The organism is Mycolicibacter virginiensis, from assembly GCF_022374935.2.
Lineage (GTDB): Bacteria > Actinomycetota > Actinomycetes > Mycobacteriales > Mycobacteriaceae > Mycobacterium > Mycobacterium virginiense.
Window position 1 is genome coordinate 2,070,232 of the sequence record NZ_CP092430.2, and the last position, 24,831, is coordinate 2,095,062.

General features: G+C 62.6%; 22 protein-coding genes and 1 tRNA gene. 17 read left to right on the forward strand and 6 right to left on the reverse strand.

From position 1 onward, the window contains the following. Positions 1-84: 84 nt before the first annotated feature. Positions 85-717: a TetR/AcrR family transcriptional regulator gene (locus MJO54_RS09990; protein ID WP_095562669.1), complete on the reverse strand. Its 633-nt coding sequence runs from the start codon at positions 715-717 to the stop codon at positions 85-87. A 128-nt stretch (positions 718-845) separates the two neighbouring features. Between MJO54_RS09990 and MJO54_RS09995 the strand changes: the two genes are divergently transcribed. The 10 genes from MJO54_RS09995 to MJO54_RS10040 all read left to right on the forward strand — a co-directional run bounded on the left by MJO54_RS09995 (position 846) and on the right by MJO54_RS10040 (position 13,308). Continuing rightward, on the forward strand, positions 846-1,712 hold the full coding sequence (locus MJO54_RS09995) for an SDR family NAD(P)-dependent oxidoreductase (protein ID WP_046285465.1): 867 nt from the start codon (positions 846-848) through the stop codon (positions 1,710-1,712). Between the two features lies 1 nt (position 1,713). Continuing rightward, complete coding sequence (locus MJO54_RS10000; protein ID WP_046285466.1) at positions 1,714-2,637, forward strand: hypothetical protein; 924 nt, start codon at positions 1,714-1,716, stop codon at positions 2,635-2,637. Then, entirely contained in the window at positions 2,634-4,133 is a 1,500-nt protein-coding gene (locus tag MJO54_RS10005) for a flavin-containing monooxygenase (protein ID WP_046285467.1), read from the forward strand. Before MJO54_RS10000 ends, MJO54_RS10005 begins: the two co-directional genes overlap by 4 nt. Before the next feature lie 47 nt (positions 4,134-4,180). Continuing rightward, positions 4,181-5,698, forward strand: a complete 1,518-nt coding sequence (locus MJO54_RS10010; RefSeq protein ID WP_046285468.1) for a flavin-containing monooxygenase — start codon at positions 4,181-4,183, stop codon at positions 5,696-5,698. Continuing rightward, positions 5,695-6,660, forward strand: a complete 966-nt coding sequence (locus MJO54_RS10015; RefSeq protein ID WP_046285469.1) for an alpha/beta hydrolase — start codon at positions 5,695-5,697, stop codon at positions 6,658-6,660. Before MJO54_RS10010 ends, MJO54_RS10015 begins: the two co-directional genes overlap by 4 nt. Before the next feature lie 61 nt (positions 6,661-6,721). Then, positions 6,722-8,257: a flavin-containing monooxygenase gene (locus tag MJO54_RS10020; protein WP_046285470.1), complete on the forward strand. Its 1,536-nt coding sequence runs from the start codon at positions 6,722-6,724 to the stop codon at positions 8,255-8,257. Between the two features lie 115 nt (positions 8,258-8,372). Next, positions 8,373-9,830 (forward strand): cytochrome P450, encoded by a 1,458-nt coding sequence (locus MJO54_RS10025; protein WP_047037865.1) that lies wholly within the window; start codon positions 8,373-8,375, stop codon positions 9,828-9,830. Beyond that, a complete protein-coding gene (locus MJO54_RS10030) occupies positions 9,827-10,480 on the forward strand; it encodes a transglutaminase-like domain-containing protein (RefSeq protein WP_012394811.1) in 654 nt (217 codons plus the stop codon). The genes MJO54_RS10025 and MJO54_RS10030 overlap by 4 nt, the downstream gene beginning before the upstream one ends. A 14-nt stretch (positions 10,481-10,494) precedes the next feature. After that, on the forward strand, positions 10,495-12,120 hold the full coding sequence (locus MJO54_RS10035; RefSeq protein ID WP_046286959.1) for a fatty acid--CoA ligase: 1,626 nt from the start codon (positions 10,495-10,497) through the stop codon (positions 12,118-12,120). A gap of 66 nt (positions 12,121-12,186) precedes the next feature. After that, positions 12,187-13,308 (forward strand): acyl-CoA dehydrogenase family protein, encoded by a 1,122-nt coding sequence (locus tag MJO54_RS10040; protein ID WP_016889182.1) that lies wholly within the window; start codon positions 12,187-12,189, stop codon positions 13,306-13,308. A gap of 135 nt (positions 13,309-13,443) precedes the next feature. On the opposite strand, the gene MJO54_RS10045 is transcribed toward MJO54_RS10040, so the two are convergent. Then, a complete protein-coding gene (locus MJO54_RS10045; protein WP_081288816.1) occupies positions 13,444-13,923 on the reverse strand; it encodes a transposase in 480 nt (159 codons plus the stop codon). A gap of 356 nt (positions 13,924-14,279) precedes the next feature. On the opposite strand from MJO54_RS10045, the gene MJO54_RS10050 reads away from it, so the two are divergent. After that, the gene (locus MJO54_RS10050; protein WP_012394808.1) at positions 14,280-14,816 is read left to right on the forward strand and encodes an HD domain-containing protein; all 537 of its coding nucleotides are present in this window, start codon (positions 14,280-14,282) and stop codon (positions 14,814-14,816) included. Positions 14,817-14,826: 10 nt separating this feature from the next. Here the strand turns inward: MJO54_RS10050 and MJO54_RS10055 are convergent, their stop codons facing one another. Both MJO54_RS10055 and MJO54_RS10060 read right to left on the reverse strand, forming a co-directional pair. After that, positions 14,827-15,294 carry an NUDIX hydrolase gene (locus MJO54_RS10055; RefSeq protein WP_012394807.1) on the reverse strand — a complete coding sequence of 156 codons (468 nt, stop codon included), beginning with the start codon at positions 15,292-15,294 and terminating at the stop codon, positions 14,827-14,829. Positions 15,295-15,299: 5 nt separating this feature from the next. Beyond that, positions 15,300-16,118, reverse strand: coding sequence for a hypothetical protein (locus MJO54_RS10060; RefSeq protein WP_012394806.1), 819 nt, complete (start codon positions 16,116-16,118; stop codon positions 15,300-15,302). Positions 16,119-16,358: 240 nt separating this feature from the next. On the opposite strand from MJO54_RS10060, the gene MJO54_RS10065 reads away from it, so the two are divergent. From MJO54_RS10065 to MJO54_RS10080, 4 genes are all read left to right on the forward strand, one after another. Continuing rightward, positions 16,359-16,703, forward strand: a complete 345-nt coding sequence (locus MJO54_RS10065; protein WP_011893911.1) for an SCO3933 family regulatory protein — start codon at positions 16,359-16,361, stop codon at positions 16,701-16,703. A gap of 89 nt (positions 16,704-16,792) precedes the next feature. Next, entirely contained in the window at positions 16,793-18,226 is a 1,434-nt protein-coding gene (locus MJO54_RS10070) for an FtsK/SpoIIIE domain-containing protein (RefSeq protein ID WP_046284113.1), read from the forward strand. Continuing rightward, the gene (locus MJO54_RS10075) at positions 18,223-19,752 is read left to right on the forward strand and encodes a replication initiator (protein WP_095562670.1); all 1,530 of its coding nucleotides are present in this window, start codon (positions 18,223-18,225) and stop codon (positions 19,750-19,752) included. Before MJO54_RS10070 ends, MJO54_RS10075 begins: the two co-directional genes overlap by 4 nt. A 186-nt stretch (positions 19,753-19,938) precedes the next feature. Next, positions 19,939-21,585, forward strand: a complete 1,647-nt coding sequence (locus MJO54_RS10080; protein ID WP_012394803.1) for a recombinase family protein — start codon at positions 19,939-19,941, stop codon at positions 21,583-21,585. On the opposite strand, the gene MJO54_RS10085 is transcribed toward MJO54_RS10080, so the two are convergent. After that, positions 21,567-21,652: transfer RNA gene (locus tag MJO54_RS10085), tRNA-Leu, on the reverse strand. The two genes, MJO54_RS10080 and MJO54_RS10085, sit on opposite strands and share 19 nt — an antisense overlap. 108 nt (positions 21,653-21,760) lie before the next feature. Between MJO54_RS10085 and MJO54_RS10090 the strand changes: the two genes are divergently transcribed. Both MJO54_RS10090 and MJO54_RS10095 read left to right on the forward strand, forming a co-directional pair. After that, a complete protein-coding gene (locus tag MJO54_RS10090) occupies positions 21,761-23,107 on the forward strand; it encodes a M20/M25/M40 family metallo-hydrolase (RefSeq protein WP_046284111.1) in 1,347 nt (448 codons plus the stop codon). 38 nt (positions 23,108-23,145) lie between these two features. After that, complete coding sequence (locus MJO54_RS10095) at positions 23,146-23,676, forward strand: YbhB/YbcL family Raf kinase inhibitor-like protein (protein ID WP_046284110.1); 531 nt, start codon at positions 23,146-23,148, stop codon at positions 23,674-23,676. An 84-nt stretch (positions 23,677-23,760) separates the two neighbouring features. Here the strand turns inward: MJO54_RS10095 and MJO54_RS10100 are convergent, their stop codons facing one another. Further along, entirely contained in the window at positions 23,761-24,828 is a 1,068-nt protein-coding gene (locus tag MJO54_RS10100; protein WP_105295809.1) for a quinone-dependent dihydroorotate dehydrogenase, read from the reverse strand. Positions 24,829-24,831 lie beyond the last annotated feature (3 nt).

Consider the following 24,831-nt stretch of genomic DNA (forward strand, 5'->3'; position numbering starts at 1 on the left):
CGGATTGGATGCCCGGTGGCGGGTCAAGGCGACAGTCATACAGACAAATGCAGTCGGCCTCGAAACTCACGGAAAGGTTAAGCCTCAGCCGCTGACGACGTAGCGTTGAGCCAAGGTTTCAGCCAGTCGGCTAGTGTGCGCGACCACTTCCTTTTCGGTCACCGCAAGCAAACCGGAGTGCCAGGCCGTGATGACTTCGACGAACCCCCCCACCGCAACCAAAGTGTCCATACGAAGGGCCGTCTCGTCGGCGTCTTCTCTGAGATGTGGCCGGCTTGCCTCGACGACCAACTGCGTTGCCTCCTGCAGCGCCACAGCGCGGCGATCTTGCAGCGGTGAGCTACCTACATGCTGAGCGAGGAGGATGTGCGCCCGGCCAGGATCGCGTGCGATCCGGTCAACCACGATGGCGATCGCCGCGGTGATGGTTTCGATCGGCGGCCGATCCACACGCTCGTCGAAGAGCGCGGAAACCTCGCCGAGCATGTCATTGCGAACGCCATCCCACGCTGCGACGAGAAGATCCTCGCGCGTCTTGAAGTCCTCGTAGAAGTATCGATCGTTGAGCCCTGTCCGGGCGCAAACGCCGCGCATAGTCACTGCGGCCCAACCGCTCTCACTCCAAATCTCGGTCGCAGCCTCGATCAATTGCTGCCGTCGCTCTGCTCGACGCTCAGCACCGGTCCGACCACCCCAGACCTTGCTTCTCGACCTCACCTCACCATCTTGACAAAACGTCGGGCTCACGCCCAAACTGGTGGCATGCGACCCCAATGGTGGCTGATGCCCCCAAATGAATATCCTCCCGCACCGGAAATCAGTGTCGCGATCCAAAGGGCAAGCAGATGAGGTTCTTGCCGTTCGGTAATTCACCAGGTAGAACCCACCGCGCCCACGCAGTAGTCACAGGCGCAGGGAGCGGTATCGGCCGCGCGTTCGCCGTTGAGCTTGCTCGCAGAGGTGGACGTGTTGTGTGTGCGGACAAAGACCCCATCACTGCGAAGGAGTCGGCCGAGATGGTGAGGCAGGCCGGCGGCGAGGGTTTCGACGTCGTATGCGACGTCACCGAACTTGAGCAGGTCCGTAACCTCGCTGATGCCAGTGAAGACTGGTTCGGCAAGGCGGCGAGTCTGGTGATCAACAACGCCGGAATCGGTGCCGGCGGCAATCGCATCGGCGATACGTCGGTCGAGGACTGGAACGCTGCGATTTCTGTCAACCTTTGGGGTGTTATCTACGGTTGCGAGACTTTTGTTCCTCGCCTCCGGAGCAACGGCCGGGGCGGAGTGATCAATGTGGCGTCCGCCGCAAGTTTCGGCTCGGCGCCCCGAATGGGCGCATACAACGTGAGTAAGGCCGGCGTGCTCGCTCTGTCCGAGACATTGGCGGCCGAACTCAGCGGTACCAACGTCAACGTCACAGTGCTTTGCCCCACCTTCGTCAAGACGAACATCGCCAATAATCCTCAGATTGAGGAGTCGGCGGCGAGACTCGCGACCAACCTGATGAGGTGGACCGGCATTTCGCCGGATCAAGTGGCTCGAACGACTCTGAACGCGCACGATCGCGGACAAATCTATGTCGTGCCCCAACTGGACGCGAAAATTTTGTGGCAACTGAAAAGAGCTTTACCCGGTCCGTTTACGCGCGCGTTGGGGCTGGTGGAGCGCATGGCCTCGTGGAACGATCCAGCCGACCAGAGGGAGCAGTGAAATGGCGTTCGCATATAGCGACATGCTCGAGACGATCAAGAACAAGCAATGGGCTCTCGCCGATATCGATTGGGACGCCCCTGGTGCGGAGTTGATCACCGACGAACAGCGTCCCAAACTCAAGCAATTCATGTCCGACGTGGTGTGGATTGAGCATGTCGGAGCGCGCGCCTTTGCTGCGATGGCCCCGAAGGCGCCCTTCGAAGCGCTCGGAGACATTTACCGTTACTTTCACGCCGAGGAGCAGCGTCACGCCAACGCCGAACTTGCTCTGATGCGTCGCTGGGGCATGATCGAGGAAGGCGAAAAGCCTGTACCGAATAAGAACATCCGTCTCGTGATCGAGTGGCTAGATCGGTACGCTGAGGCTCTTCCCCTGACTGTCATCGGCGCCGCGATTCCCGCACTGGAGACCGCGCTGGACGGGGCCCTGCTGAAATTTCTCCTTGATGAGGTCGACGACCCAATTTGCGGGGAAGTATTCAATAAGGTCAACAGCGACGAATCGCGGCACCTTGCAGTAGGTTTTCAAGTCCTGAATGACCTCGGCGCCAGTCCCATGCGAATCCATGCAATCCAAACGGTCGGCGCTGTGATGGACCCCCGTATTCTCACTGGCGCGTTGCTGTATATACCGCTTCTCACGCGCATGTTGATGAATCTCAACGCGATGGGGCTATCCGAAGAGAAGCTGTACAACGCGGTGACGCGATATGGCAATGTCGGGGACCGCAGTGAGCACACGCGGAGGGTGCCTGGATATCACATCTTGAAGGCCCACATGTCCTCCTCGATCAAGCGGTCCCAACCCCTTCACTTCGTTTCCCAGCGCTTAGGCAATGCGATCGACATCTTCCCCGTGCAAGTACTCGGGCGACCGCCTTCATGGACGGATGAACTGACCTATGAACCGGTCGCTAAATGACGGACACGGTAACGACTTTGATCGTCGGCGCCGGCTTCGCGGGTATCGGTACGGCGATGAGAATGCTTCAAGCGGGCATTAACGACTTTGTCATCTTGGAGCGATCACATCGCATCGGGGGCACCTGGCGTGACAACACTTACCCCGGCGCCGCCTGCGACATTCCGTCATTGCTGTACTCCTACTCGTTCGAGCCGAACCCAGGCTGGACTCGCGCATACTCGGGGAGCGCAGAGATCCTCGCCTATATCGACGCGATTGTCGCGAAATACGATCTTGGGAGGTTCATTCATTTCGGTGCGGACGTGAGTGCACTGGAATTCGACGAGGATGCCGGAGAGTGGGTTGTCGACACGACCGGCGGCAGGCGGTATAGGGGCCGTTCAGTCGTGATGGCTAGCGGACCACTTGCTGACGCCAGTTTCCCGGATATTCGTGGCATCGAGTCGTACGAGGGGAAAAAGATTCACAGTGCTCGGTGGGACCACTCCTATGACATGAGCGGTAAGAGGGTGGCGGTTATCGGGACCGGGGCGAGCGCTGTGCAGATCGTTCCCGAATTGGTCCAGTTGGCGGCGTCGGTCAAGGTGTTTCAGAGGACGCCCGGCTGGGTCCTACCGAGGGTGAATTTCCGGCATCCGGCCTGGGCGCGTTCGACTTTCAAGCGCATGCCGGCAACCGAACAGGCCCTACGAGGTGCGTGGTTCTGGGCGCATGAGGTCATGGCCGTGGGCATGGTTTGGGATACCGCTGCCACATCTGTCATCCAAGCGGCCGCGAAGGCGAATCTGCGTCGGCAGGTGAAGGATACCTGGTTGAGACGTCAGCTAACACCGCAGTTCAGACCTGGGTGCAAACGCATGCTTATGACTAACGACTATTACCCTGCTCTCCAGGCCGATAACTGCAAACTCGTCAGCTGGCCGATCGCCACACTGGCTCCGAACGGAATTCGAACCGCCGACGGCATCGAGCATGAGGTGGACTGCATAGTATTCGCGACAGGCTTCGATGTGTGTAAACGCGGTACGCCATTTCCGATCCGAGGGCGCGACGGACGAAAACTCGAAGACGCGTGGTCTGAGGGGAGATTTGCCTACAAGAGCGTGAGTGTGGCCGGCTATCCGAATTTGTTCTTCACTTTCGGGCCTAATTCCGGTCCTGGCCACAACTCTGCCCTTCTATATATGGAGGCAGCAATCGATTACATCGTAAAAGCGATCGAGCTCTTGCGCGACGAAGGTAACGGAGTCCATACCCTGGATGTGAAAGAGGGTAGCCAAAACGCGTACCACTCCAATATTCAGCGGCGGTTACGACGCACGACATGGAACTCGGGTTGCAGCAGCTGGTATTTAACGGAGGACGGCTATAACGGCACGATGTATCCGGGCTTTGCGACTCAGTTCACCAGGGAACTGTCCCGTCTGGATATGCGGGATTACGACATCACTCGGCGTGACGATGCTGACCTGAAGTTGACACAAACACGCTGAACTGCAGCAGCGGATAGGGTAAACATCAAAGCGCACGTGAGGAAGTAATGGGTTCTGAGTCTGGGCAGCACTACAAAATTGTAATAGTCGGAGCCGGGTTTTCTGGGATTGGTACAGCCATCAGCCTGTTGAAGGCCGGATTTGCGGACTTTCTTATAGTCGATGACGCCGATGGCGTCGGCGGCACATGGCACTGGAATACGTATCCGGGAATAGCGGTCGATATTCCGTCCTATAGTTACCAGTTCTCTTATGAGATGCGAACATCCTGGTCACGTACTTACGCTCACGGGGATGAGTTGAAGGCTTATGCAGAGCGGTGTGTAGAAAAATACGGACTCCAAAATTACATCCGGTTCAACACGACTGTGGACGAAGCCTGTTTCGACGAAGGCGCCGCACTATGGCGGCTGAGCTGCTCCTCTGGTCAGAATCTGACCGCGCGTTTTGTGATAAATTGCTCTGGCGTTCTCAGTCGGCCGAAGTGGCCTGATATTCCAGGAGTGCGCGACTTCGCCGGCGTGACGCTGCATACGGCCAGATGGGACCACACGAAAGATCTCACCGGTAAGCGGGTGGCGGTGATCGGGACTGGGGCATCTGCGGTGCAGCTGATTCCCGAAATCGCGAAGATCGCATCAAGTCTGACGGTCTTCCAGCGAACGCCGATTTACTGCTTGCCGAAGCCGGATTTCTCCATACCGAGCTGGGCCGCGACAGTGATGCGGTTGGTGCCAGGGGCACAACTGATGACGCGCACTGCGAGTCAGGCGTTCGTCGAGTTCACATTTCCAATCGCAGCTCATTTTCACTCGTTGATCCCTGTGTCGGACCTCATGGAAGAGGCGGCGAAACGCTATATGCGTCGGGCGGTCGACGATCCGGTGACTCGAGACCAACTCATTCCTCGCTATTCGTTGGGTTGTAAGCGACCGAGTTTCCACAATTCCTATCTCGCAACGTACAACCGTCGCAATGTTTCGCTCGAGACCAGCGGCATCACCCATGTCGACCATGCCTCGGTTCACACGGAAGATGGCAAGAGTTATCCGATCGATGTCATGGTCTTGGCCACCGGGTTCAAAGTGATGGAGTCGGGCAATATGCCGACTTATGTGCTGAAGGGACGCGGTGGAGTGGAGCAGTCTGCCTGGTGGGATGAGCACCGCCTCCAAGCCTTCGAGGGTGTGAGCGTCCCAGGGTTCCCGAATCACTTCAATATCTTCGGTCCCTATGGTTACAACGGCTCCTCCTACTTCACACTCATCGAGGCGCAAAGTCGGCATATCGTCCGCTGTCTTCGTCGTGCGCGCACGCTGAAGGCTGATTACGTAGAGGTCAGACAGCAGGCGAACGACCGCTACTTCGCTGACATGGTTAACCGCCGACATCGACAGGTTTTCTGGCAGCCGAGCTGTTCCAATGCCAACAGTTACTATTTCGACAAACACGGCGATGTTCCGTTGCGTCCGTCAACGACCCTGGAGACTTACTGGCGTAGCCGCACCTTCCGGCTCTCCGATTACCGATTTGAACGTCGCGCAGAATCCGTGGGCGCACGGTGACCGACACTGATGCGACGGACCGGCGCCCCAGTCTTGCAAGTCATTTCGTGGCAATGACTTCGCGAAACACACTGCGTCCGCTGTCGCAACTCATCCCGTCGAACGCCCACGGCCTCGCGGTGATGGATCGCGTACTCCGGATGGCGCTTGTGGGATCGCGGCCCCGCCGAAGCGTGGCGGTTCGCACAATAGATACCGAGTTCGCCGGGAATCAGATACGCGGGGATTGGATCACTTCTCCTGCAGTCGATCCACACGCGGTTCCGTTGCTCTACATTCATGGCGGCGCCTACTCCATGTGCTCACCGGCTACCCACCGCGGCCTGCTCGGTGAACTTGCCTCCGCGAGCGGTCGGCCCATCTTTGCGGTGAGGTATCGGCTAGCTCCACGCTATCCCTTTCCCGCTGCCGCCGACGATGCACTGAACGCATACCGCTGGCTCGTCACAGGGCAGCCTTCGGCTTCCGGCGAACGCGGTGTTGCGGTGGCCGGGGACTCGGCGGGCGGCCAGCTCACGATGGCCACCGCCCTTGGCGCACGTAGTGACGGACTTCCGCTGCCGGATTCGATGCTTCTCATGTCTCCGGTCCTGGATCTGACATGTGAACTCGCGAGGGCACGCGAACTTCGCCGCCGTGATCCTTTCGCCTCTGCTCGGTCCGCGGCCCGCGCTCTTGACCTGTACGTGGCTGGTGCAGATCACCGCAATGAGCGAATCAGCGTGCTCGACGCAGACCTCAGGTCCATGCCACCGATCCTGATTCAGGTAGGCGGAAGAGAAATGTTGATCGATGACTCGAGGCATCTTGCCGACCGCCTCCGATCGGCCGGATCAAGCGTTGAGATACAGGTGTACCGGGGACAGATCCACGTGTTCCAAGCCATGTTCCGAATCCTGCCCGAGGCTCGTGAGGCGATCCACCGCGCTGGAAACTTCCTGAAAGCTTCGGCCCACCGGTGAAAGTGTTGGGACCGTGGATGCTCCACTGCCACCGCGCCATCAACTGCTTCTTAGCTGTCTCATGACAGGCGGCTTTGCGAGGGATCCTCGAGGACACGATCCGTCGATAGTGATCATCGGGGCCGGCGTCGCGGGTATCGCCATGGCCCATCAGCTGAAGAGGGACGGATTCACCAACTTCACCATGGTGGAAAAGGCTGCAGACATCGGCGGCGTCTGGCGCGACAACACCTATCCAGGAGCGGCTTGCGACGTGCCGTCAGCGTTGTACTCACTCTCGGACAAGCCCAACACTCGTTGGTCGAGACGTTATGCAGAACAGCCCGAGATACTCCAATATCTTCGCCGACTCGTCCTGGCCGACGGAATGGACCTGCAGCTGCGCACGCGGACCGAAGTCGTCGAGATGACCTTCGATGAACAGGCCGGCCGTTGGCGTTTGGTGACCGAATCCAGCGAGACGATCTGGTGCGATGTCGTGATTTCGGCCGTGGGGCAGCTCTCGCGACCTCATACGCCGAATATTGCCGGCGAAGACACCTTCGAGGGGCCGCGTTTTCATTCGGCGCGTTGGGACCATTCGGTATCGCTGCGCGGCAAGGAAGTAGCCGTCATCGGGACAGGCGCAAGCGCGATACAGTTTGTGCCATGGATCGCACACGAGGCACAGCGCGTAACGCTGTATCAGCGCACGGCGCCTTGGATTTTGCCGAAGTGGGACAGCAGGTACGGACGTCTTCACCAACAGCTGATTAAGGTTCTGCCGCTGTGGCCGCGTCTTGAGCGTTTCGCGGTATGGCTGATTTTTGAAGTGCTCGCAGTGACGTTGGTCGACGCGAAGCCCTTGTCACGCATTCTCGGCGCGGTCGCCCGCTACCACCTCCATCGGCAGGTTGCCGATCCAATGCTGCGCCGGCAACTCACGCCATCAGATGCGCCGGGGTGCAAGCGGGTGTTGTTCTCGAATGATTACTACCCCGCGATTGCCAACGGTGAAGTCTCGTTGGTGACCAACGCGGTTGCGAAGCTTTGCGACAAGGGAGTCGTGACCGACGATGGCGTACTCCACCACGCGGACGTCGTCATTTACGGAACAGGTTTCCGCGCTACCGACTTCCTCGCCCCGATGCGTGTTCGCGGCTGGGGCGGAGTGACTCTGGACGAGGTGTGGGGGACGCAGGCGCACGCATACCTGGGCATTACAGTCCCGATGTTCCCGAATCTCTTTCTCCTCTATGGCCCGAACACGAACGTCGGTTCCGGGTCGATCATTTACATGATCGAGTCTCAGGTCCGCTATGTCGGTGCCCTCATCAAGATTTTGGCGAGTGCCCCAGGGCGTACGGTCGACGTCAGGCCAGACATCGAGCAAAGCTACAACACACGATTGGGCCGGCGGCTGCGAAGGTCGGTGTGGGCGCTTTGCGCGAGCTGGTACACGACCTCGAGTGGCGCGATCCCGACGAACTGGCCTGGGCCTACATTTGCCTACCGGATCCTCACCCGCAAACCACGCAATCACGATTATCTATTCAGGCACGTTGAACGCCTTCAGTTAGACGGCCCGAGTGAGAACGGCGCGAGGCTGCGCAGATGATCCGGGTCGCAGGCGGTGTCTAACATTTCACTGTTCATTGTTCGAATATTGACATTCAGCACATCTATGTAAACTGTTACCAGATACCCGTGCAGCAGAGCGCCCAGGAGGCATCGTGGCTAATCAGCTTCTCGCACTCACGCGTCACCCCAAGGAGCGGTTGACGTCTGTCCTGTTGGCGCCCGCCCCCCGCGTCGTCGATGACAAATGGCGACAGTGGAGTCGGGACTGGAGAGTCCGGGAACTTGCGCTGGCCCCCGCCGGATCTGGGCTGAGAGCCGTCCTAGGGGACGCTGGACTCCCGTTGCTGGGGCACACTGTCGACTACATCCGATTTGGTTCAGAATTCAGTCGGGAGCGTTACGAACGTTTGGGCTCGGTGTCGTGGATGGGCGCATTCGGTACCAAAATGGTGGTCATCGCCGGTCCAGACGCAACGCGTGAGGCGTTCACAAGCGAAGCCAAGGCCTTTTCTCAGGATGGCTGGTCCTTCTTGATCGATGCTTTCTTCCATCGCGGGTTGATGCTCATGAGCTTCGACGAACATTTGATGCACCGGCGCATCATGCAGGAGGCGTTCACGCGTCCTCGCCTGACCGGATATGTCGGGCAGGTGGCCCCGTGCGTTCGCGCAGCCGTGCCCGCGTGGCCGACCGGTCCGTCGGTCCGGATCTACCCGTTGTTGAAGAATCTCACCCTCGATATTGCCACGGATGTCTTCATGGGTGGCCGCGGCAAGGACGAGAGCGCTGCTGTCAACGAGGCGTTCATTTCCACTGTTCGCGCGGCGAGTTCCTTTGTGCGAGTTCCACTCCCGGGCACCAGGTTCCGCGCCGGCGTGCATGGGCGGCGCGTGTTGGAGGACTACTTCTCCCGACACCTGCCGGCCGCGCGTGCAGGCGAGACCGACGATCTATTCGCCGCCCTATGCCAGGCGACCACGGAAGACGGTGAACGATTCTCCGACGAGGATGTGATCAACCACATGATCTTTCTCATGATGGCCGCCCATGATACCTCCACGATCACCACCACTGCTGTGACCTACTTCCTCGCTAAACATCCTGAGTGGCAGGAGAAGGCAGCGGCGGAGGCGCGGTCCTTCGGTGACGATTCGCCAGATATCGACGAACTGGAGCAGATGACGGTCCTCGATCTGATCCTCAAAGAAGCTCTGCGTCTGCTGGCGCCCGTTCCGCTGGTGATGCGCAAGACCGTCCGCGATGTCGCCATCGACGGCTATCACATCCCCCGTGAAACCTTGTGCGCAATCACACCCGCCGTAAATCACTTCGACCGCAGAATATGGAGCGACCCGGACCGTTTCGATCCGTCGCGCTTCGATGAGCCCCGGCGCGAGGACCAACAGCACCGATTCGCCTGGGTGCCGTTCGGCGGGGGGGCGCACAAATGCATTGGGATGCAGTTCGGCACACTCGAGGTGAAGGCAATCCTGCACCAGATGTTGCGTACCTACACTTGGACGGTCCCAAACGACTATCACGTGCGTTGGGACAACACCTCGCTGCCCATTCCCGTGGACGGACTGCCTGTGACGTTGCGGCACCGATGAGCGGTGAGAACTCGCCTTACCTGGAGCCCACGGAGTTCCTCGATTGGCAACATGAATCGGTACGCGACTTCGTTGCATCGGCGACCCGCGGCGCGGTCGACGACACCACGAAGGCCATAGCCATCTTCACTGCGGTCCGCGACTCGATTTGGTATGACCCCTACACCGTGACCGATGACCCGCATGCGTATCGCGCCAGCACCATCGCAACTGCAGACCGCGCTTACTGCGTCCCGAAGGCGGTGCTCTTGACGGCGGCCTGCCGAGCAGCAGGCATCCCAGCGCGGCTGGGGTTCGCCGATGTCCGAAACCACCTTCAGACCGAGACATTGCGTGAGCGGATGGGCGGTACCGACGTATTCGTCTACCACGGATACAGCCTCATGCATCTCTGCGGTGTCTGGGTCAAGGCAACTCCGGCGTTCAATCGCGAGCTATGCGCACGGTTCGGCGTCCCGCCAATTGATTTCGACGGGCGCACAGACGCCCTGCTGCACGGGTTCGCCGGTGACGGCACACAACACATGGAATATCTGAGGGATCGAGGCGCCTTCGACGATCTACCGCTGGCAGAGATCCTGCAAGCGCTCAGAACCCACTACGGGACGCTCATAGGCGATGCGAGTCGCCATCCAGACCTGTTCGCCTGAAGGGCCGATGCGAAATGCACAGCACGATGCAAGACGTCCAGCTCACAATCTCGGCAATTGTCCGCCATGCCGCCTCCATTCACGGAAACAGCGAGGTGATCACCCCCGACGGAACTGGATGCCGAAGTATGTCCTACCGTAGCGTCCTGGGGCGAGCGGGCCGACTTGCCAATGCGTTGCGCGGGCTGGGAATAACGGCAGATCAACGGGTGGCCACTTTTCAGTGGAGTAACCAAGAGCATCTCGAGGCCTACTGCGCGGTTCCCTCCATGGGCGCGGTGCTGCACACCCTCAACATTCGTTTGGCTCCAGAGCAACTCGCGTACATCGCCAACCATGCCAGCGATCAGATCATCCTGGTGGATGCGTCGGTTGCGCCATTGTTGGCTAGTGCGCTACCAGCGATGGAGTCGGTGCATACGGTCATCGCCACCGGGGGCGGCGACCTCGCTCCGCTGCAGCGATGCGGGAAGACGGTGTTGCGTTACGAGGAGATCCTGGCGCAGCAACCGGAGACTTTCGATTGGCCCGAGATCGATGAGCGTTCCGCCGCGGCCATGTGCTACACCAGCGGGACTACTGGAAATCCCAAAGGTGTTGTCTACAGCCACCGTTCGACCTACCTACATGCACTGACCGCCTGCACGTCGAACGCCCTGGCAGTGAGCGAGGCCGACCGTATCCTGGCCATTGTCCCGATGTTTCACGCCAATGCGTGGGGACTGATCTACGCGGCGTTGATGTCTGGTGCGGACTTGGTATTACCCGATCGCCATCTGCAGGCCGCGCCGCTGGTGTCGATCATCGAAGAGACTCAGCCGACTATCGCCGGTGCAGTGCCGACGATCTGGAACGATGTCGATCGATACCTGGAATCGAATCCCGCCCGGGATATCTCCTCACTTCGGCTGGTTGCCTGCGGGGGATCGGCAGTCCCCGTCTCGCTGATGCGGGCATTCGAAGACAAGTACAACGTGCCTATCGTGCAGGCATGGGGCATGACCGAAACCTCGCCGCTGGCTACCGTCGCACGCGCAGCGCACGGAGTAGGCGAGACCCGTGCGTGGGAGATGCGCGAAAGCCAGGGTCGGCCGATGTGCGGTGTCGAGATCCGGTTGCGTGACGACCATAAGAAGACCGTGCCGTGGGACGGTCGATCAGTGGGTGAAATACAGGCGCGGGGCCCGTGGATCACCGGCGCCTACTTCGGCGAAAATGATCCGGACAAGTTCGACGGAGGGTGGCTGCGCACCGGCGACGTCGGCCGGATCGACCCAGACGGGTATCTCACGCTGACCGATCGTGCGAAGGACGTCATCAAGTCAGGTGGAGAATGGATCTCCTCAGTCGAGCTGGAAAACACGCTGATTGGTCACCCGGCGATCTACGAGGCTGCGGTGGTGGCAGTTCCCGACGACAAATGGCAGGAAAGACCGCTCGCCCTGGTCGTGGTTCACCGTGGAGCCGAGGTCGACATCGACCGACTGCGCGCGTTTCTGTTGGACAAGGTCGCCAAGTGGTGGATCCCGGAGCGGTGGAGCTTCGTGTCTGAGATTCCCCGAACAAGCGTCGGAAAATACGACAAGAAGGCCATACGCGCGCGTCACTCCGCCGGCGAGTATCAGATCGAAACGTCCTAAGAAATCAAACCCATTGATATTGAACAGCCGAGAGGGAATCCTGTGACAGCATCAATTTCTCCCTGGATGAGCGCCGAATTGCTCGAGCTTCGTGACCTTGCCGCGAAGTTCTTCTCGACCGAATTGGCACCACATGCGCAACGTTTCGCAGACCAGCACCAAGTTGACCGAGAATTGTGGCACAAAGCCGGCGAACTAGGCCTGCTCTGCATGTCCATACCCGAAGAATACGGCGGGGGAGGCGGCACATTCGCGCACGAAGCCGTCGTACTCGAAGAGCAAGCCCGAGTCGGGGACAGCTCATGGGGCGCAGGGCTGCACAGCGGAATCGTCGCGCACTACATCCTCCAGTATGCGGCCGAAGAACTACGGAGGCAGTGGCTGCCCAAGATGGCCTCAGGCGAAATGATCGGTGCTATCGCCATGACGGAGCCAGGGACCGGTTCTGATCTGCAGAGTGTCAAGACCAAAGCAATTCTTGACGGTGACGAGTACGTGATCACCGGCGCAAAGACCTTCATCACCAACGGTCAGCAAGCCGACCTGATCATCGTCGTCGCCAAGACAGATCCAAGTCAGGGCGCCGCCGGCATCTCGCTGATCGTCGCCGAAGCCGATCGACCCGGATTCCGGCGCGGCAAGGTCCTCGACAAAATCGGCCAACGCGGACAAGACACCTCCGAGTTGTTCTTCGACGACGTAAGAGTTCCCCGCTCGCACCTCCTGGGCGAGACCGAGGGTCAGGGTTTCATTCAGCTGATGACGCAGCTACCTCAAGAGCGGCTCATCGTCGCGGTTGGGGCGGTCGCGGCGATGGAACTTGCCGTGGAGCAGACACTCAAATACACCCGTGAGCGGGAAGCGTTCGGACGGCCCGTCTTCGGCTTCCAGAACACGAAATTCATCTTGGCCGAAGCTGCAACCGAAACGCGCATCGCACGAGTATTTTTGGACTACTGCATCGACCTACACCTCGCGGGCCAACTCGACGTCCAGACCGTCGCCATGGCGAAATGGTGGACCACTGAGCGAGCGATGAAGGTGCTCGATGACTGTTTGCAGCTCCACGGCGGATATGGGTACATGACCGAGTATCCCATCTCGAGATTGTGGGTGGACCAGCGCGTGCAGAAAATCTACGCCGGCACAAATGAGGTGATGAAGGAAATCATCTCGCGTTCCCTATGACCCTGAACGATTTGCCACCTGCACATTACTCACCTGTGAGGGTGATGGCATCGACAGTGGTGCCGTATCGCCACGAAATGGGTGGACATTGCGGATCGGGTGCCCTTCGGGAGTTGATACCAGATGCTCCTATCTTCAGGCAATGAGTTCTTCAGGCAATGAGTTCGTTGGTTCTTCTGCTGGGTTGGCGGAGGGCGTGGTAGATCTCGCGGGCGATGTACGCTTGATGCAGCGCATGATCTCGTTCTTGGTTTTGCCTTCGGCCAGGCGGTGAACGAAGTAGTCGCGGGTGGGCTGGTGACGGTGCATGCGCACCACCAGGATGACGTGCAGGGCACGGTTGGCGTCGCGATTGCCTCCCCAATTGAGCCGGTGGCGGATCGTTTTGCCGCTGGAGGCTTCCAGTGGGCTGACCCCGCAGAGTTTGGCGAAAGCGGCGTCGCTGCCGATCCGAGCGGGGTTGTCGCCGAGGGCGGTCAGCAGGGTGGCAGCGGTGTCGGGCCCGACGCTGTAGCTCGGGTGCGGCGGTGGCGGTGATGGTGTCGACGTGGCGTTCGAGTCGGGCGGCTGCGGTGTCGAGCTGGTGGCAACGTGCCGCCATCGACTTGATAGCAGTAAAGAAAGTTCTCACATCGCAGGCCAGCGGCGGTCAGGCGGGCGTTGGTCGCGCCTGCTGCCCGCGCCGTCTCGATGCGGCGAGGAGCGAGGACAGTCCTGGCTTGTCGTGGTGCCAGGATGCCGTGGCCGTTGAGATGTACAGCGCTCGTCGTCGTGTGCAAGCTTGTGTGGCGGCGGACGGAGGGCGAAGCGTAGCGAGCGGCGCGGACGGGAGCGCCAGCGGACGGGAGCAGAGGGAGCGTAGCGAAGCCCGCAGGTAGCCGCCGGTTCCTCGCGGGCTATGGCGGCCCGGGCTCCGCTGAGCATCAGTTGCGGGTCTGCGCCATGGCGATGGGACTCGTAGGATGGCGGTTGTGAGCGGGATGCTGGCGCAGCGTGCACGGCGAGAGGCCGAGACGCGACTGGTGGGGCAGCTGCGGCGGTTGGCGCATGTGCGGGGTGTCGCGACGACTGCCGAGCGGCTGAGTCGGCGGTTCGATGCCCAGACAGCGGACTCTTTGGTGGCAGCGGCGTGGCTGCACGATATCGGCTACGCACCGTCGTTGCGCCGGACCGGGTTTCATCCGCTCGATGGCGCAGAGTTTGCCCGGGCGGCGGGTTTTCGGGAGCTGGTCGCCTCCCTGGTGGCGTTCCATACTGGGGCGCACGCGGAAGCTGCCGAGCGCGGCTTGTCAGGTTTAGCGGCGTTCAGCGATCCGCCCAGCGATGTTCTGGATGTGTTGACCTTTTGCGATCTGACGACCGGGCCGGACGGGGCGCCGGTATCACCGCGAGATCGATTGATCGAGGTGTTGGGCCGCTATGGACCCGAGGACCCGGTGCACCGCGCGGTCGACGCGGGGCGCGACGAACTGTTGGCGGCGGTCCGACGGGTACGCGATTGGCTGTAAACCCAGCCGGTTAGCCGAGGTAGGGGCTGTCGCGGTGTTGCAGGTAGTGCTCGATGCGCAGTCGCATCGACGGGTGCATGTCCAGATTGGGGATGTCGTCGGGATCGGTCCAGGCGATGTCGGTGCTTTCGTGATCGATGGCCAGGGTACCGCCGAGCACCTTGGTGGTGAAGGACAGAGAGAACTGTTGGCGGACTTCGCCATCGGTGAACGCGACGACATGCTGCGGGTTGGTGTAGACACCGACAAGGCCGGTGACTTCAATGTCGAGCCCGGTTTCCTCTTTGACTTCCCGGACGGCGGTGTCGGCAATCGTTTCGCCGATGTCGTGTCCGCCGCCGGGTAGCGCCCACAGGGTGTTGTCGCGGCGTTTGATCAGCAGGATACGACCCTGTTCGTCGGTGACGATGGCCGAGGCTGACGGAACGACGCTGTTGGGCAGCGGGGCGTTGGGGTCGTTGTAGTAGTCGGTTCGCATAGGGTTCAGCCTTTCGCGCTGAGCGGTCTGGCGCGATCCCAGACCTGGGTGAAAGCGTCTTCGAGGGTGGCCCAGAGCCGTGGTTCGTGGTGGCGCGACAGCACAAGCACGGGGTTGTTGCGCCCGGGTGAGCCGTAGATGTGGAAGTTGACGATCATGGCGTCGTCGACCCGGAAGATCGACGTGTAGAGCGTGGTGTCGTGGGTGCGGATATCCAGCCCCGGGGTATCGGCATGCGGGGCGAGCAACTCCACGGACGTGCGGCAGCGGGCGATGACGGCCTCGCCGATGCCTTCCTCCTTGCCGCGCAGGATCGTGGTGGCAGTGTCAGGATCCCCGACGAGAAACCGCACCGCCACACCGCGGGCGGCGGCGTCGAGCAGAATGTCGAGGAAGCCGTCGAGGGTGTCAAACAGGAACGTGGCCGCCAGGACGAGGATGTCGATGCCGGTGGTGGCGTCGCCGAAATGCTGCTGCCACGTCGTGATCGGCAGCTGGGTGCGGCTGGCATACAGCGTCGCGGTGAACGGACCACCCAGCGACGTCGTCGCCAGCGCGCTCGCGGTAGGGGCAGGATACTGGTTGGGCCACAGGTTGTGCGGTGTGCAGCCAAGCAGCTTAGCGGCGCGGCGGGCGTTGTCCTCGCGGACGTTGTAGTCGATGTTGGCCAGCCAGCGGCGCACCGTCTTGATATCCACGCCCACCGCAGTGGCGAACCTCTGTGGGGAGAGTCCCTTGGCGTGCAGCCGTTGGGTGAGGCGATCGTTGGGGATCGTGGCGGCCTCGGCGTCGCCGTCCTGATCGCCCGTCGTCTCAGCGCACATCTTTCCGTGTCATCCCTGTCCATCCTCAGCGCGTGGTTCCTAGTTTGCCATGCGACTGCCGCCGCCCCGCGGCGGTGATGCCCGTCCGATGCCCACGGGCATGTCCCTGTCGTGTCCGAAATGTCTGCGGCAGTGTCGGCAATGCCTGCCAACGTCCCTCGCTACGTCCGCGATGTCCACGTGAACTGAGCCCAGCGCCGCAACGGGGCGCAAACAGATCACGAAAGGAACAGCGGGACAATGCGTTTAAGAATCGACACATCAGGCACACGGTTCATCGTCACCCGAGCGGCCGAGCCGCGGCTGAACTTCGAGACCGGCAGCCCAAAAGTGGACACCGCCACCGGCGTGCCACTGTATGCCGCGCAGCTGTTGGCGTTGGATGACACCGGTGGTGAAGTGCTCAACGTCACCGTCGCCGGGGATCCGAAAGTGACAGTCACCCAACCTGTTTCAGTCGCGGGTCTGGTTGCTATCCCTTGGGCTCAAGGTGATCGCAGCGGCGTGGCGTTCCGTGCCGACGCCATCACCCCCACCAACCCCGCGGCTGCGCCGAGCGATCAAGCGTCCCGCGCGCAGAAATAACCCCATTTGCTGGGGCGCGGCGCTCGTGGGTGTCGCGCCCCAGCACGTGAGCTGCTATCGACCATTCACTCACCAGAGGGACGCTTGTCATGGCATCAAACTACAAAAACAGCAAGAACTCTCAATCCAACGACGACGACTGGATCACCGACCTCATCCTCTCACTGTTCAAAGCGGCCGGGTATCTGCTGTGGTGGGCGGTCCTGTTCCCGGCCATCAGCATCCCGATCATCGCCAGCGTGGCGATGGCCATTACCCATGGCTCACGCGCGGGTCTGATCATCGGTATTGCTTTCGCTGCCGCGTATGCGGGCTGGGCGTGGCTGGACCCGCGATCGTTTCACGGATGGGTCACCGAGCCGGTGCGGCGGCGCTGGTTGACCTGGTCGCGCTACACCCGCACCTGGCAATCGGTGTGCACCCTGCACGGCCTGACCGCCACACTTGGCGAACGCACCTTGGTGCCGACCTTGCAGTCGGTGCGCATCGGCAAGACGACCGACGTCCTGGCGCTGCGAGTGGTCACCGGCCACTCCCTGGCTGATTGGCACAAGCAATCCGAGGCGCTAGCCGCCGCCTGGCGTGCCGACCGGATCGCCATCCGCGCGACCGCGCCCGGAGAGCTACGCATCACCCTGATGCGCGGCGACGTGCTGGCCGACCCGATTGCCCTGCCCATGCCCACGACGGCGACTGCGGTGGATGTGGGGTCGCTGCGGGTCGGGATCACCGAAACCCGCCACTGGTGGCACCTACCTCTGCTTGGCCACCACCTGCTCGTGGCTGGCGCGACCGGCGCGGGGAAAGGTTCAGTGTTGTGGTCACTGATCGCTGGCCTCGCCCCCGCCGTGAAAACCGGACAAGTGCGGCTCTGCGTCATCGACCCGAAAGGCGGCATGGAACTGGGCGCCGGAGCACCCATGTTCACGGTGTTCACCCACGACGCCACTGGCACCACCCTGTACCTGCTGCGGCAACTAGTGGAGGTGATGCACGCCCGCGCCAATCGGTTACGGGGCAAGACGCGCATGCACACCCCGACTCCGACTGAGCCGTTATTCGTGGTGGTGATCGATGAGATCGCCGCGCTGACTGCGTATGTGACCGACCGCAAGGTGCGCAGCGAAATTGAACAGCTGTTGGGCCTGCTGCTCTCCCAAGGCCGGGCCGTCGGCATTTCGGTGGTGGCAGCGGTGCAAGATCCGGCCAAAGACACCCTGCCGATGCGGCAGCTGTTTACCGTGCGAATCGGGTTGCGGTTGACCGAAGCCACCCAAACCACCATGGTTTTGGGCCAGGGCGCCCGCGACGCGGGGGCCGACTGCGATCACATCCCCGACACCACTCCCGGTGTGGGCTACATGATGATCGATGGCACGGCCCAACCGGTGCGGGTACGGGCATTTCACGTCGCCGACCACGACATCGCCACTCTGGCAGCACGATTCCGGCCACCTCGTGCCGCGACCCGAACCAACCAGTCCAACAGCGGGCGCACCGACACCGCCCGGGGTCAACGGTGACTACTGCAACGACAGCCCCCACGCTGGTGTTGCCCGGGGTTCCCGGCTCGATCGACACCAATGCGGTGGTGGATCAGATGGTGCGCCGCGCGTCCTCGACGGGGTTCGAATCGTGGTGGCGGCGCGCGGAATCTGTTGGCTTCTGCGCCCACCCCATCCAACTCAGAGGTACCGACGAGATAGGCCGCGATCGGGTGGTGTGGACACGGTGCAACAACCGCCGCGCACAGGTATGCCCATCGTGCTCAGACCTGTACGCCCGCGACACGTGGCAGCTCGTGCACGCTGGCACCGCCGGCGGCCACCACAACATCCCCGCAGCAGTGGCCGATCGTCCGCAGGTGTTCGTCACCCTCACCGCACCTAGCTACGGGCCTGTTCACGCCGCCGCGCGTGCAGGCGACAAGAAGCAGCGTGTGTGTCGCGACCACCACCACACTGGCGGCTACCGCCGATGCCCGCATGGGAAACCACTGTGGTGCAGCACAACCCACGGCGAAGGTGATATCTATGCGGGACAGCCGATCTGCGCGGACTGCTACGACTACACCGGGCATGTCCTGTTCACATGGCACCTGCCCGAACTGTGGCGACGCTTCACCATCACCCTGCGACGCACACTGCGCCGAGAGCTACGTGCTTCGGGCGCCGACCCGGATGCGGTGCAGGTCAGCTTCATCAAAGTCGTCGAACTGCAAGCCCGGCTCATCCCGCACATTCATGCCCTGATCCGCCTCGACCCGCCCGACAGCGATGACTCTGGCGGTCATGACTGGCATGCGCCCCTTGCGGCAACCGAACTGGCCACCATCATCCAACAGGCCGTTCGAACCGTGGCCGTGACGGTCACCGACTCATCCTCAAATACAGCGACACGCTCATCCTCAAATACAGCGACACGGGTGATCAGGTTCGGCACACAAGTCGACACCCAACCCATCGACAACCGGCACGCCGGCACGGACGGCTCTGCTGTGCAGGAGGATTCACCACACGGCGGGGTTCTTCCAGGCCGCCGCGTAGCTCGCTACCTCGCGAAATACGTCACCAAATCCTTAGCTGACGTCGGGATCAGCGCGCGACGCATCTCCACCGAGGCCATCGCTGACCTCGATGTCTGCGACCACGTTCGGGCGATCCTGACCGCCATCAGCCAACTCGCCGATAAGGGACTGGCCGGTGTCGGTCGGTGGCTGCACACCCTGGGCTACCGGGGCCACATCACCAGCAAATCCCGCCGCTATTCCACCACGATGACCGCGCTGCGCGAACGTCGCGCGGCCTGGACCCGTGAACAACGTTTAAAAAGCACTGCGCACCAACATGATCTCGGCCTCGACTCCACCGATGGCGATGATCTGGTGGCATGGGAATTCGATCGTGCCGGCCCCACCAGCCTCGGCGACCGGACCCTCATCTACTCCGCGGCCGTCCAACACATCCACACCCGCCGCATCGGACTGATCGAAGTCCGTGGCCAAGCCCGCAATCAACAATGGGATCCGCCAGGGGGAAGCGATGGCTGACAGGTCCCGAGCAGCACGTGCTCGCTCCGGGTGTGACGCTCGTCCCGATGCGCCGACGGTGTCAGAGGGGGGTGTTGAAATTGTTGTGCCCAACCAATATCGACTTCCGTCCGAGGCCAACCGCGCGCTGGTACACGTGATAATGGCTGTGCGGGACCGGATGCTTGGATCAGGGAGGGGAGTGGCGTGAGCCTGAGGTTCGCCTTCTATGGCCGAGTGAGCACGGAGGACGCTCAAGACCCGGAGGCGAGCCGCAGCTGGCAGAAGCGGCGTGCCATGGACCTGATCACTCCGCACGGCGGATTCATCGCCGCCGACTACTTCGATGTGGGACAGAGCCGTTCACTGCCGTGGAAGCGCAGGCCAGAGGCGTCACGTCTGCTTGCTGATGTCGCTTGTCGGGACCGTAGCTTTGATGCCGTAGTGATTGGGGAACCCGCCCGTGCGTTCTACGGGCCGCAGTTCGCGCTCACCTTCCCTGTCCTCACGCACTACGGAGTTGGCCTGTGGGTACCCGAGGTCGGCGGAGCGGTCGATCCCGGCTCCGAGGCACACGACCTGGTGATGACTCTGTTCGGCGGCATGAGCAAGGGAGAGCGCGCTCGAATCCAGATGCGCGTCCGTACGGCGATGTCAGCACTCGCGCACGACACCGCCAGATATCTCGGTGGTCGACCACCCTACGGTTACCGGCTCGTCGATGCCGGCCCGCATCCAAACCCTGCCAAGGCCAATCTTGGGCAGCGGCTTCACCGCCTCGAACCCGACCCCGCGACATCTTCGGTCGTCGAGCGGATCTACCGCATGTACGCCGACGGAGCGGGCCTGCGCTATATCGCGCAACGGCTCACCGACGATGGTGTACCGTCACCGAGCCAGTACGACCCGGCACGGAATCGGCATCGTGACCCACGAGGATGGTCCCATTCGGCGATCCGCGCGATACTCGACAACCCGGCGTACCGCGGTATCCGTGTTTGGGGCAAGCAGGAGAAATACGAGGTTCTGGTCAACCCCGATGATGTCGCTGCGGGGTATGAGACTCGTATGCGGTGGCGTGATGAGGCCGACTGGATCGCACCAGAACGCCGCACGCATGAAGCGCTGATCCGTGACGAACTAGCGCAGGCTGTTCGTCTTCGGATGCAGGCGCGGCGGGGTCCCGGTCTTGTTTGCAGCAGAGAGTCAACAGTGCCATATGCACTGCGTGGGCTGCTGTTCTGTGCCGCATGTGGACGGCGGATGCAGGGCGCTGCCCGCGCCGGGAAGCGAACAACACGCATCCTCTACCGTTGTGAGCTCGGTAAGTCGCGTTCGGTACCCGCGGACCTGAGTGATCACCCGCGCACCGTCTACCTCCGTGAAGATGAGGTGACTGCGCGACTTGACGAATGGATCGCCACCCTGGCCGATCCGGCCGACTTGGCACGCGGGCAAGACGCGGACCCGGTAGCAGGGGCTGGCTACGCGGCCTTGCGGCGCCAGCTCAGCGAGGCGAATGCGAAGGTTGCTGCTCTGGTTACCGCCGTGGAGTCTGGTGTGGCCGTTGAGGATTTGACTGTTGCATTGCGCCGCCGCACCGCCGAGCGCGACGAGCTGAAGGTCCGTCTTGAGCAAGCGGAGCGACCTCGCGTCATGACTGCCGCACAAATCAGCGAGTTGGTTGAGGAATTGGGCGGGCTGTCAGCAGTGCTTGGTGAGGCAACCGGGGCGGAACGCGCTCAGGTATACGCAAGCCTGGGCCTGCGCCTCGACTACGACCCGCATCTTCAGCGAGTCACGGCGACTGCCGACTTAAGTCGTGTCGCCGGACGTGTCCGAGGGGGGACTTGAACCCCCACGCCCGTTAATAGGGCACTAGCACCTCAAGCTAGCGCGTCTGCCATTCCGCCACTCGGACCAACCCGGCCGTGCCGGGCAGCTAAGGCTAACGGATGCCCTTCGCTGGACCCAAACCCAGCCCTCGCAACGCGATCCGCAGGGGCGTGAAGTGGTAGTAAAGGTAGCTGTGACCGATTTCCCCGATCCTGCCGGTGACGCAGTGGACGAGGTGGTCGAACTCGTCAGCACGCTCATCCGTTTCGACACTTCCAACACCGGAGAGCCGGCCACCACCAAAGGTGAGGCCGACTGCGCACGCTGGGTGGCCGCCCAACTCGAGGAAGTGGGCTATGAGACCGAATACCTCGAATCCGGTGCGCCAGGGCGGGGGAACGTGTTCGCTCGGCTCAAGGGCAGCGATCCAAGCCGCGGGGCACTGCTGATTCACGGGCACCTCGACGTGGTGCCCGCCGAGGCCAGCGACTGGAGCGTGCACCCGTTCTCCGGCGCGATCGAAGACGGCTATGTCTGGGGCCGCGGCGCGGTCGACATGAAGGACATGGTCGGCATGATGATCGCGGTCGCACGCCACCTGGCCCGAGCCGGCATCACCCCGCCGCGCGACCTGGTGTTCGCGTTCGTCGCCGACGAGGAGGCCGGCGGCAAGTACGGGGCGCAGTGGCTCGTCGAGCACCGCCCCGACCTGTTCGCCGGGGTCACCGAGGCGATCGGGGAGGTCGGCGGCTTCTCGCTGACCGTGCCGCGGCGCGACGGCGGGGAGCGCCGACTGTACCTGATCGAGACCGCGGAGAAGGGGCTGTCCTGGATGCGGCTGCGGGCCCACGGCCGGGCCGGGCACGGGTCGATGATCAACGACGACAACGCCGTCACCACCCTGGCCGAGGCGGTGGCCCGGCTGGGCCGACACCGGTTCCCGCTGGTGCTCTCCGATGCAGTGGTGGAGTTCCTGGCCGCGGTCAGCGAGGAGACCGGGCACACCATCGACGTCGGCTCCCCGGACCTGGAAGGGATGATCGAGAAGCTGGGACCGATCTCCCGCATCGTCAACGCCACCCTGCGCGATACCGCCACGCCGACGATGCTGCAGGCCGGCTACAAGGCCAACGTGATCCCGGCGACGGCCGAGGCGGTGCTGGACTGCCGGGTGCTGCCCGGGCGCCAGGCGGCGTTCGAGGCCGAGGTCGACGCACTGATCGGCCCCGACGTGACCCGGGAGTGGGTCGCCCACCAGCCGCCGGTGGAGACGACCTTCGACGGTGACCTGGTCGAGGCGATGAATGCGGCGCTACTGGCCTGTGACCCCGACGCCCGAACCGTGCCCTACATGCTGTCTGGCGGAACGGATGCAAAAGCGTTCGCCAAGTTGGGTATTCGGTGCTTCGGATTCGCTCCGCTGCGGCTGCCGCCCGACCTCGATTTCTCCGCGCTGTTCCACGGAGTCGACGAACGCGTTCCGGTTGACGCGCTGGAGTTTGGTACCCGCGTACTGCACCACTTCCTGACACACTGCTGACCAAACGACGAAGTTGATCCACTACGAGAGGACCAGTCATGACCACAGCACCCGACCCGTATGCCGCGCTGCCCAAGCTGCCGACGTTCACGCTCACCTCCACCTCGCTGACCGACGGCCAGTCGCTGGGCAAAGCCCAGGTCAGCGGAATCATGGGTGCCGGCGGTGAGGACGCCAGCCCGCAGCTGAGCTGGTCGGGCTTTCCCGAGGAGACCCGCAGCTTCGCGGTCACCGTCTACGACCCGGACGCGCCCACCGCGTCGGGCTTCTGGCACTGGGCGGTGGCCAACCTGCCGGCCACCTGCACCGAGCTGCCCGAGGGCGTCGGGGACGGCAGCCTGCTGCCCGGCGACGCGCTGACCCTGGTCAACGACGCCGGGATGCGCCGCTACGTGGGTGCCGCGCCGCCGGCCGGTCACGGGGCGCACCGCTACTACGTCGCGGTGCACGCCGTCGACGTCGAGAAGCTGGAGCTGGCTGAAGACGCCAGCCCCGCCTACCTGGGCTTCAACCTGTTCATGCACGCGATCGCGCGCGCGGTGATCGTCGGCACCTACGAACAGGAGTAGTGCAGAACTAGCTACACCTCCCGGCGAGCAGACACCAAAGCCCCCATTTCGGCCGCGATTTGGGGGCTTTGGTGTCTGCTCGCGCTAGCGGGCGGCGGACCCGACCGCCTCGGCCAGCGACGCGAACCCGCCGTCGCGCAGCCGCTGCGCCAGACCGTCATGGATGTTGCGGGCCCACAGGCCGCCGCCATAGATGAAGCCGGTGTAGCCCTGCAGCAGTGAAGCGCCTGCGGTGATGCGCTCCCAGGCGTCGTCGGCGGTCTCGATCCCGCCGACACTGATCAGGACCAGCCGGTCGCCCACTCGGGCATACAGCCGCCGCAGCACCTCCAGCGCTCGGCGGGCCACCGGCGGACCGGAGATGCCGCCGGGCCCCAATTCGGCCACCCCGGGGGTCGCCAGGCCGTCGCGCGACACCGTGGTGTTGGTCGCCACGATGCCGGCCAGGCCCAACTCCACACACAGGTCGGCGATGGCATCCAGATCGGTGTCGGCCAGATCCGGGGCGATTTTCACCAGCACCGGTTTGGTGGTCTCGGCACGGACCGCGGCCAGGATGGGCCGTAGCGACTCGACGGCCTGCAGGTCGCGCAGTCCCGGCGTGTTCGGCGAGCTGACGTTGACCACCAGGTAGGCGGCCAGCGGGGCCAGCAGCCGGGCGCTGGTGCGATAGTCCTCGACCGCGCCCTCGGGCGGAGTGACCTTGGTCTTGCCGATGTTCACTCCGATCGGTACGTCGGACCGGTGCCGCGCCAACCGCGCGGCCAGGGCAGCCGCCCCGTGATTGTTGAAGCCCATCCGGTTGAGCAGCGCACGGTCGTCGGGCAGCCGGAACAGGCGCGGTGCGGGATTGCCCGGTTGTGCCGCCGCCGTCACGGTGCCCACTTCGGCGTAGCCGAAACCCAGTGCGCCCCAAGCGTTCAGCCCATGGCCGTCCTTGTCGAACCCGGCGGCCAGCCCGAGCGGCCCGGGGAACCGCATCCCGAACACGGTGCTGGCCAGCAGCGGGTCGTGCGGCGCGAGCCGGCGTTGTAGGGCTCGGCGTGCCGGCGGCGTCGCGGCGGCGCCGCGCAATCCTGCGAACACGAGGGTGTGGATGCGCTCCGGCGGCACCAGAAACATGGCCCGGCGCACTGCGCCGTAGAGACCCATCGG

Coding starts and splice junctions, on each gene's coding strand:
- MJO54_RS09995 (WP_046285465.1), top strand. CDS start 846: ATGAGGTTCTTGCCGTTCGGTAATTCACCAGGTAGAACCCACCGCGCC.
- MJO54_RS10000 (WP_046285466.1), top strand. CDS start 1,714: ATGGCGTTCGCATATAGCGACATGCTCGAGACGATCAAGAACAAGCAA.
- MJO54_RS10005 (WP_046285467.1), top strand. CDS start 2,634: ATGACGGACACGGTAACGACTTTGATCGTCGGCGCCGGCTTCGCGGGT.
- MJO54_RS10010 (WP_046285468.1), top strand. CDS start 4,181: ATGGGTTCTGAGTCTGGGCAGCACTACAAAATTGTAATAGTCGGAGCC.
- MJO54_RS10020 (WP_046285470.1), top strand. CDS start 6,722: ATGACAGGCGGCTTTGCGAGGGATCCTCGAGGACACGATCCGTCGATA.
- MJO54_RS10030 (WP_012394811.1), top strand. CDS start 9,827: ATGAGCGGTGAGAACTCGCCTTACCTGGAGCCCACGGAGTTCCTCGAT.
- MJO54_RS10035 (WP_046286959.1), top strand. CDS start 10,495: ATGCACAGCACGATGCAAGACGTCCAGCTCACAATCTCGGCAATTGTC.
- MJO54_RS10040 (WP_016889182.1), top strand. CDS start 12,187: ATGAGCGCCGAATTGCTCGAGCTTCGTGACCTTGCCGCGAAGTTCTTC.
- MJO54_RS10055 (WP_012394807.1), bottom strand. CDS start 15,294: ATGCGAACCGACTACTACAACGACCCCAACGCCCCGCTGCCCAACAGC.
- MJO54_RS10060 (WP_012394806.1), bottom strand. CDS start 16,118: ATGTGCGCTGAGACGACGGGCGATCAGGACGGCGACGCCGAGGCCGCC.
- MJO54_RS10065 (WP_011893911.1), top strand. CDS start 16,359: ATGCGTTTAAGAATCGACACATCAGGCACACGGTTCATCGTCACCCGA.
- MJO54_RS10070 (WP_046284113.1), top strand. CDS start 16,793: ATGGCATCAAACTACAAAAACAGCAAGAACTCTCAATCCAACGACGAC.
- MJO54_RS10095 (WP_046284110.1), top strand. CDS start 23,146: ATGACCACAGCACCCGACCCGTATGCCGCGCTGCCCAAGCTGCCGACG.
- MJO54_RS10100 (WP_105295809.1), bottom strand. CDS start 24,828: ATGGGTCTCTACGGCGCAGTGCGCCGGGCCATGTTTCTGGTGCCGCCG.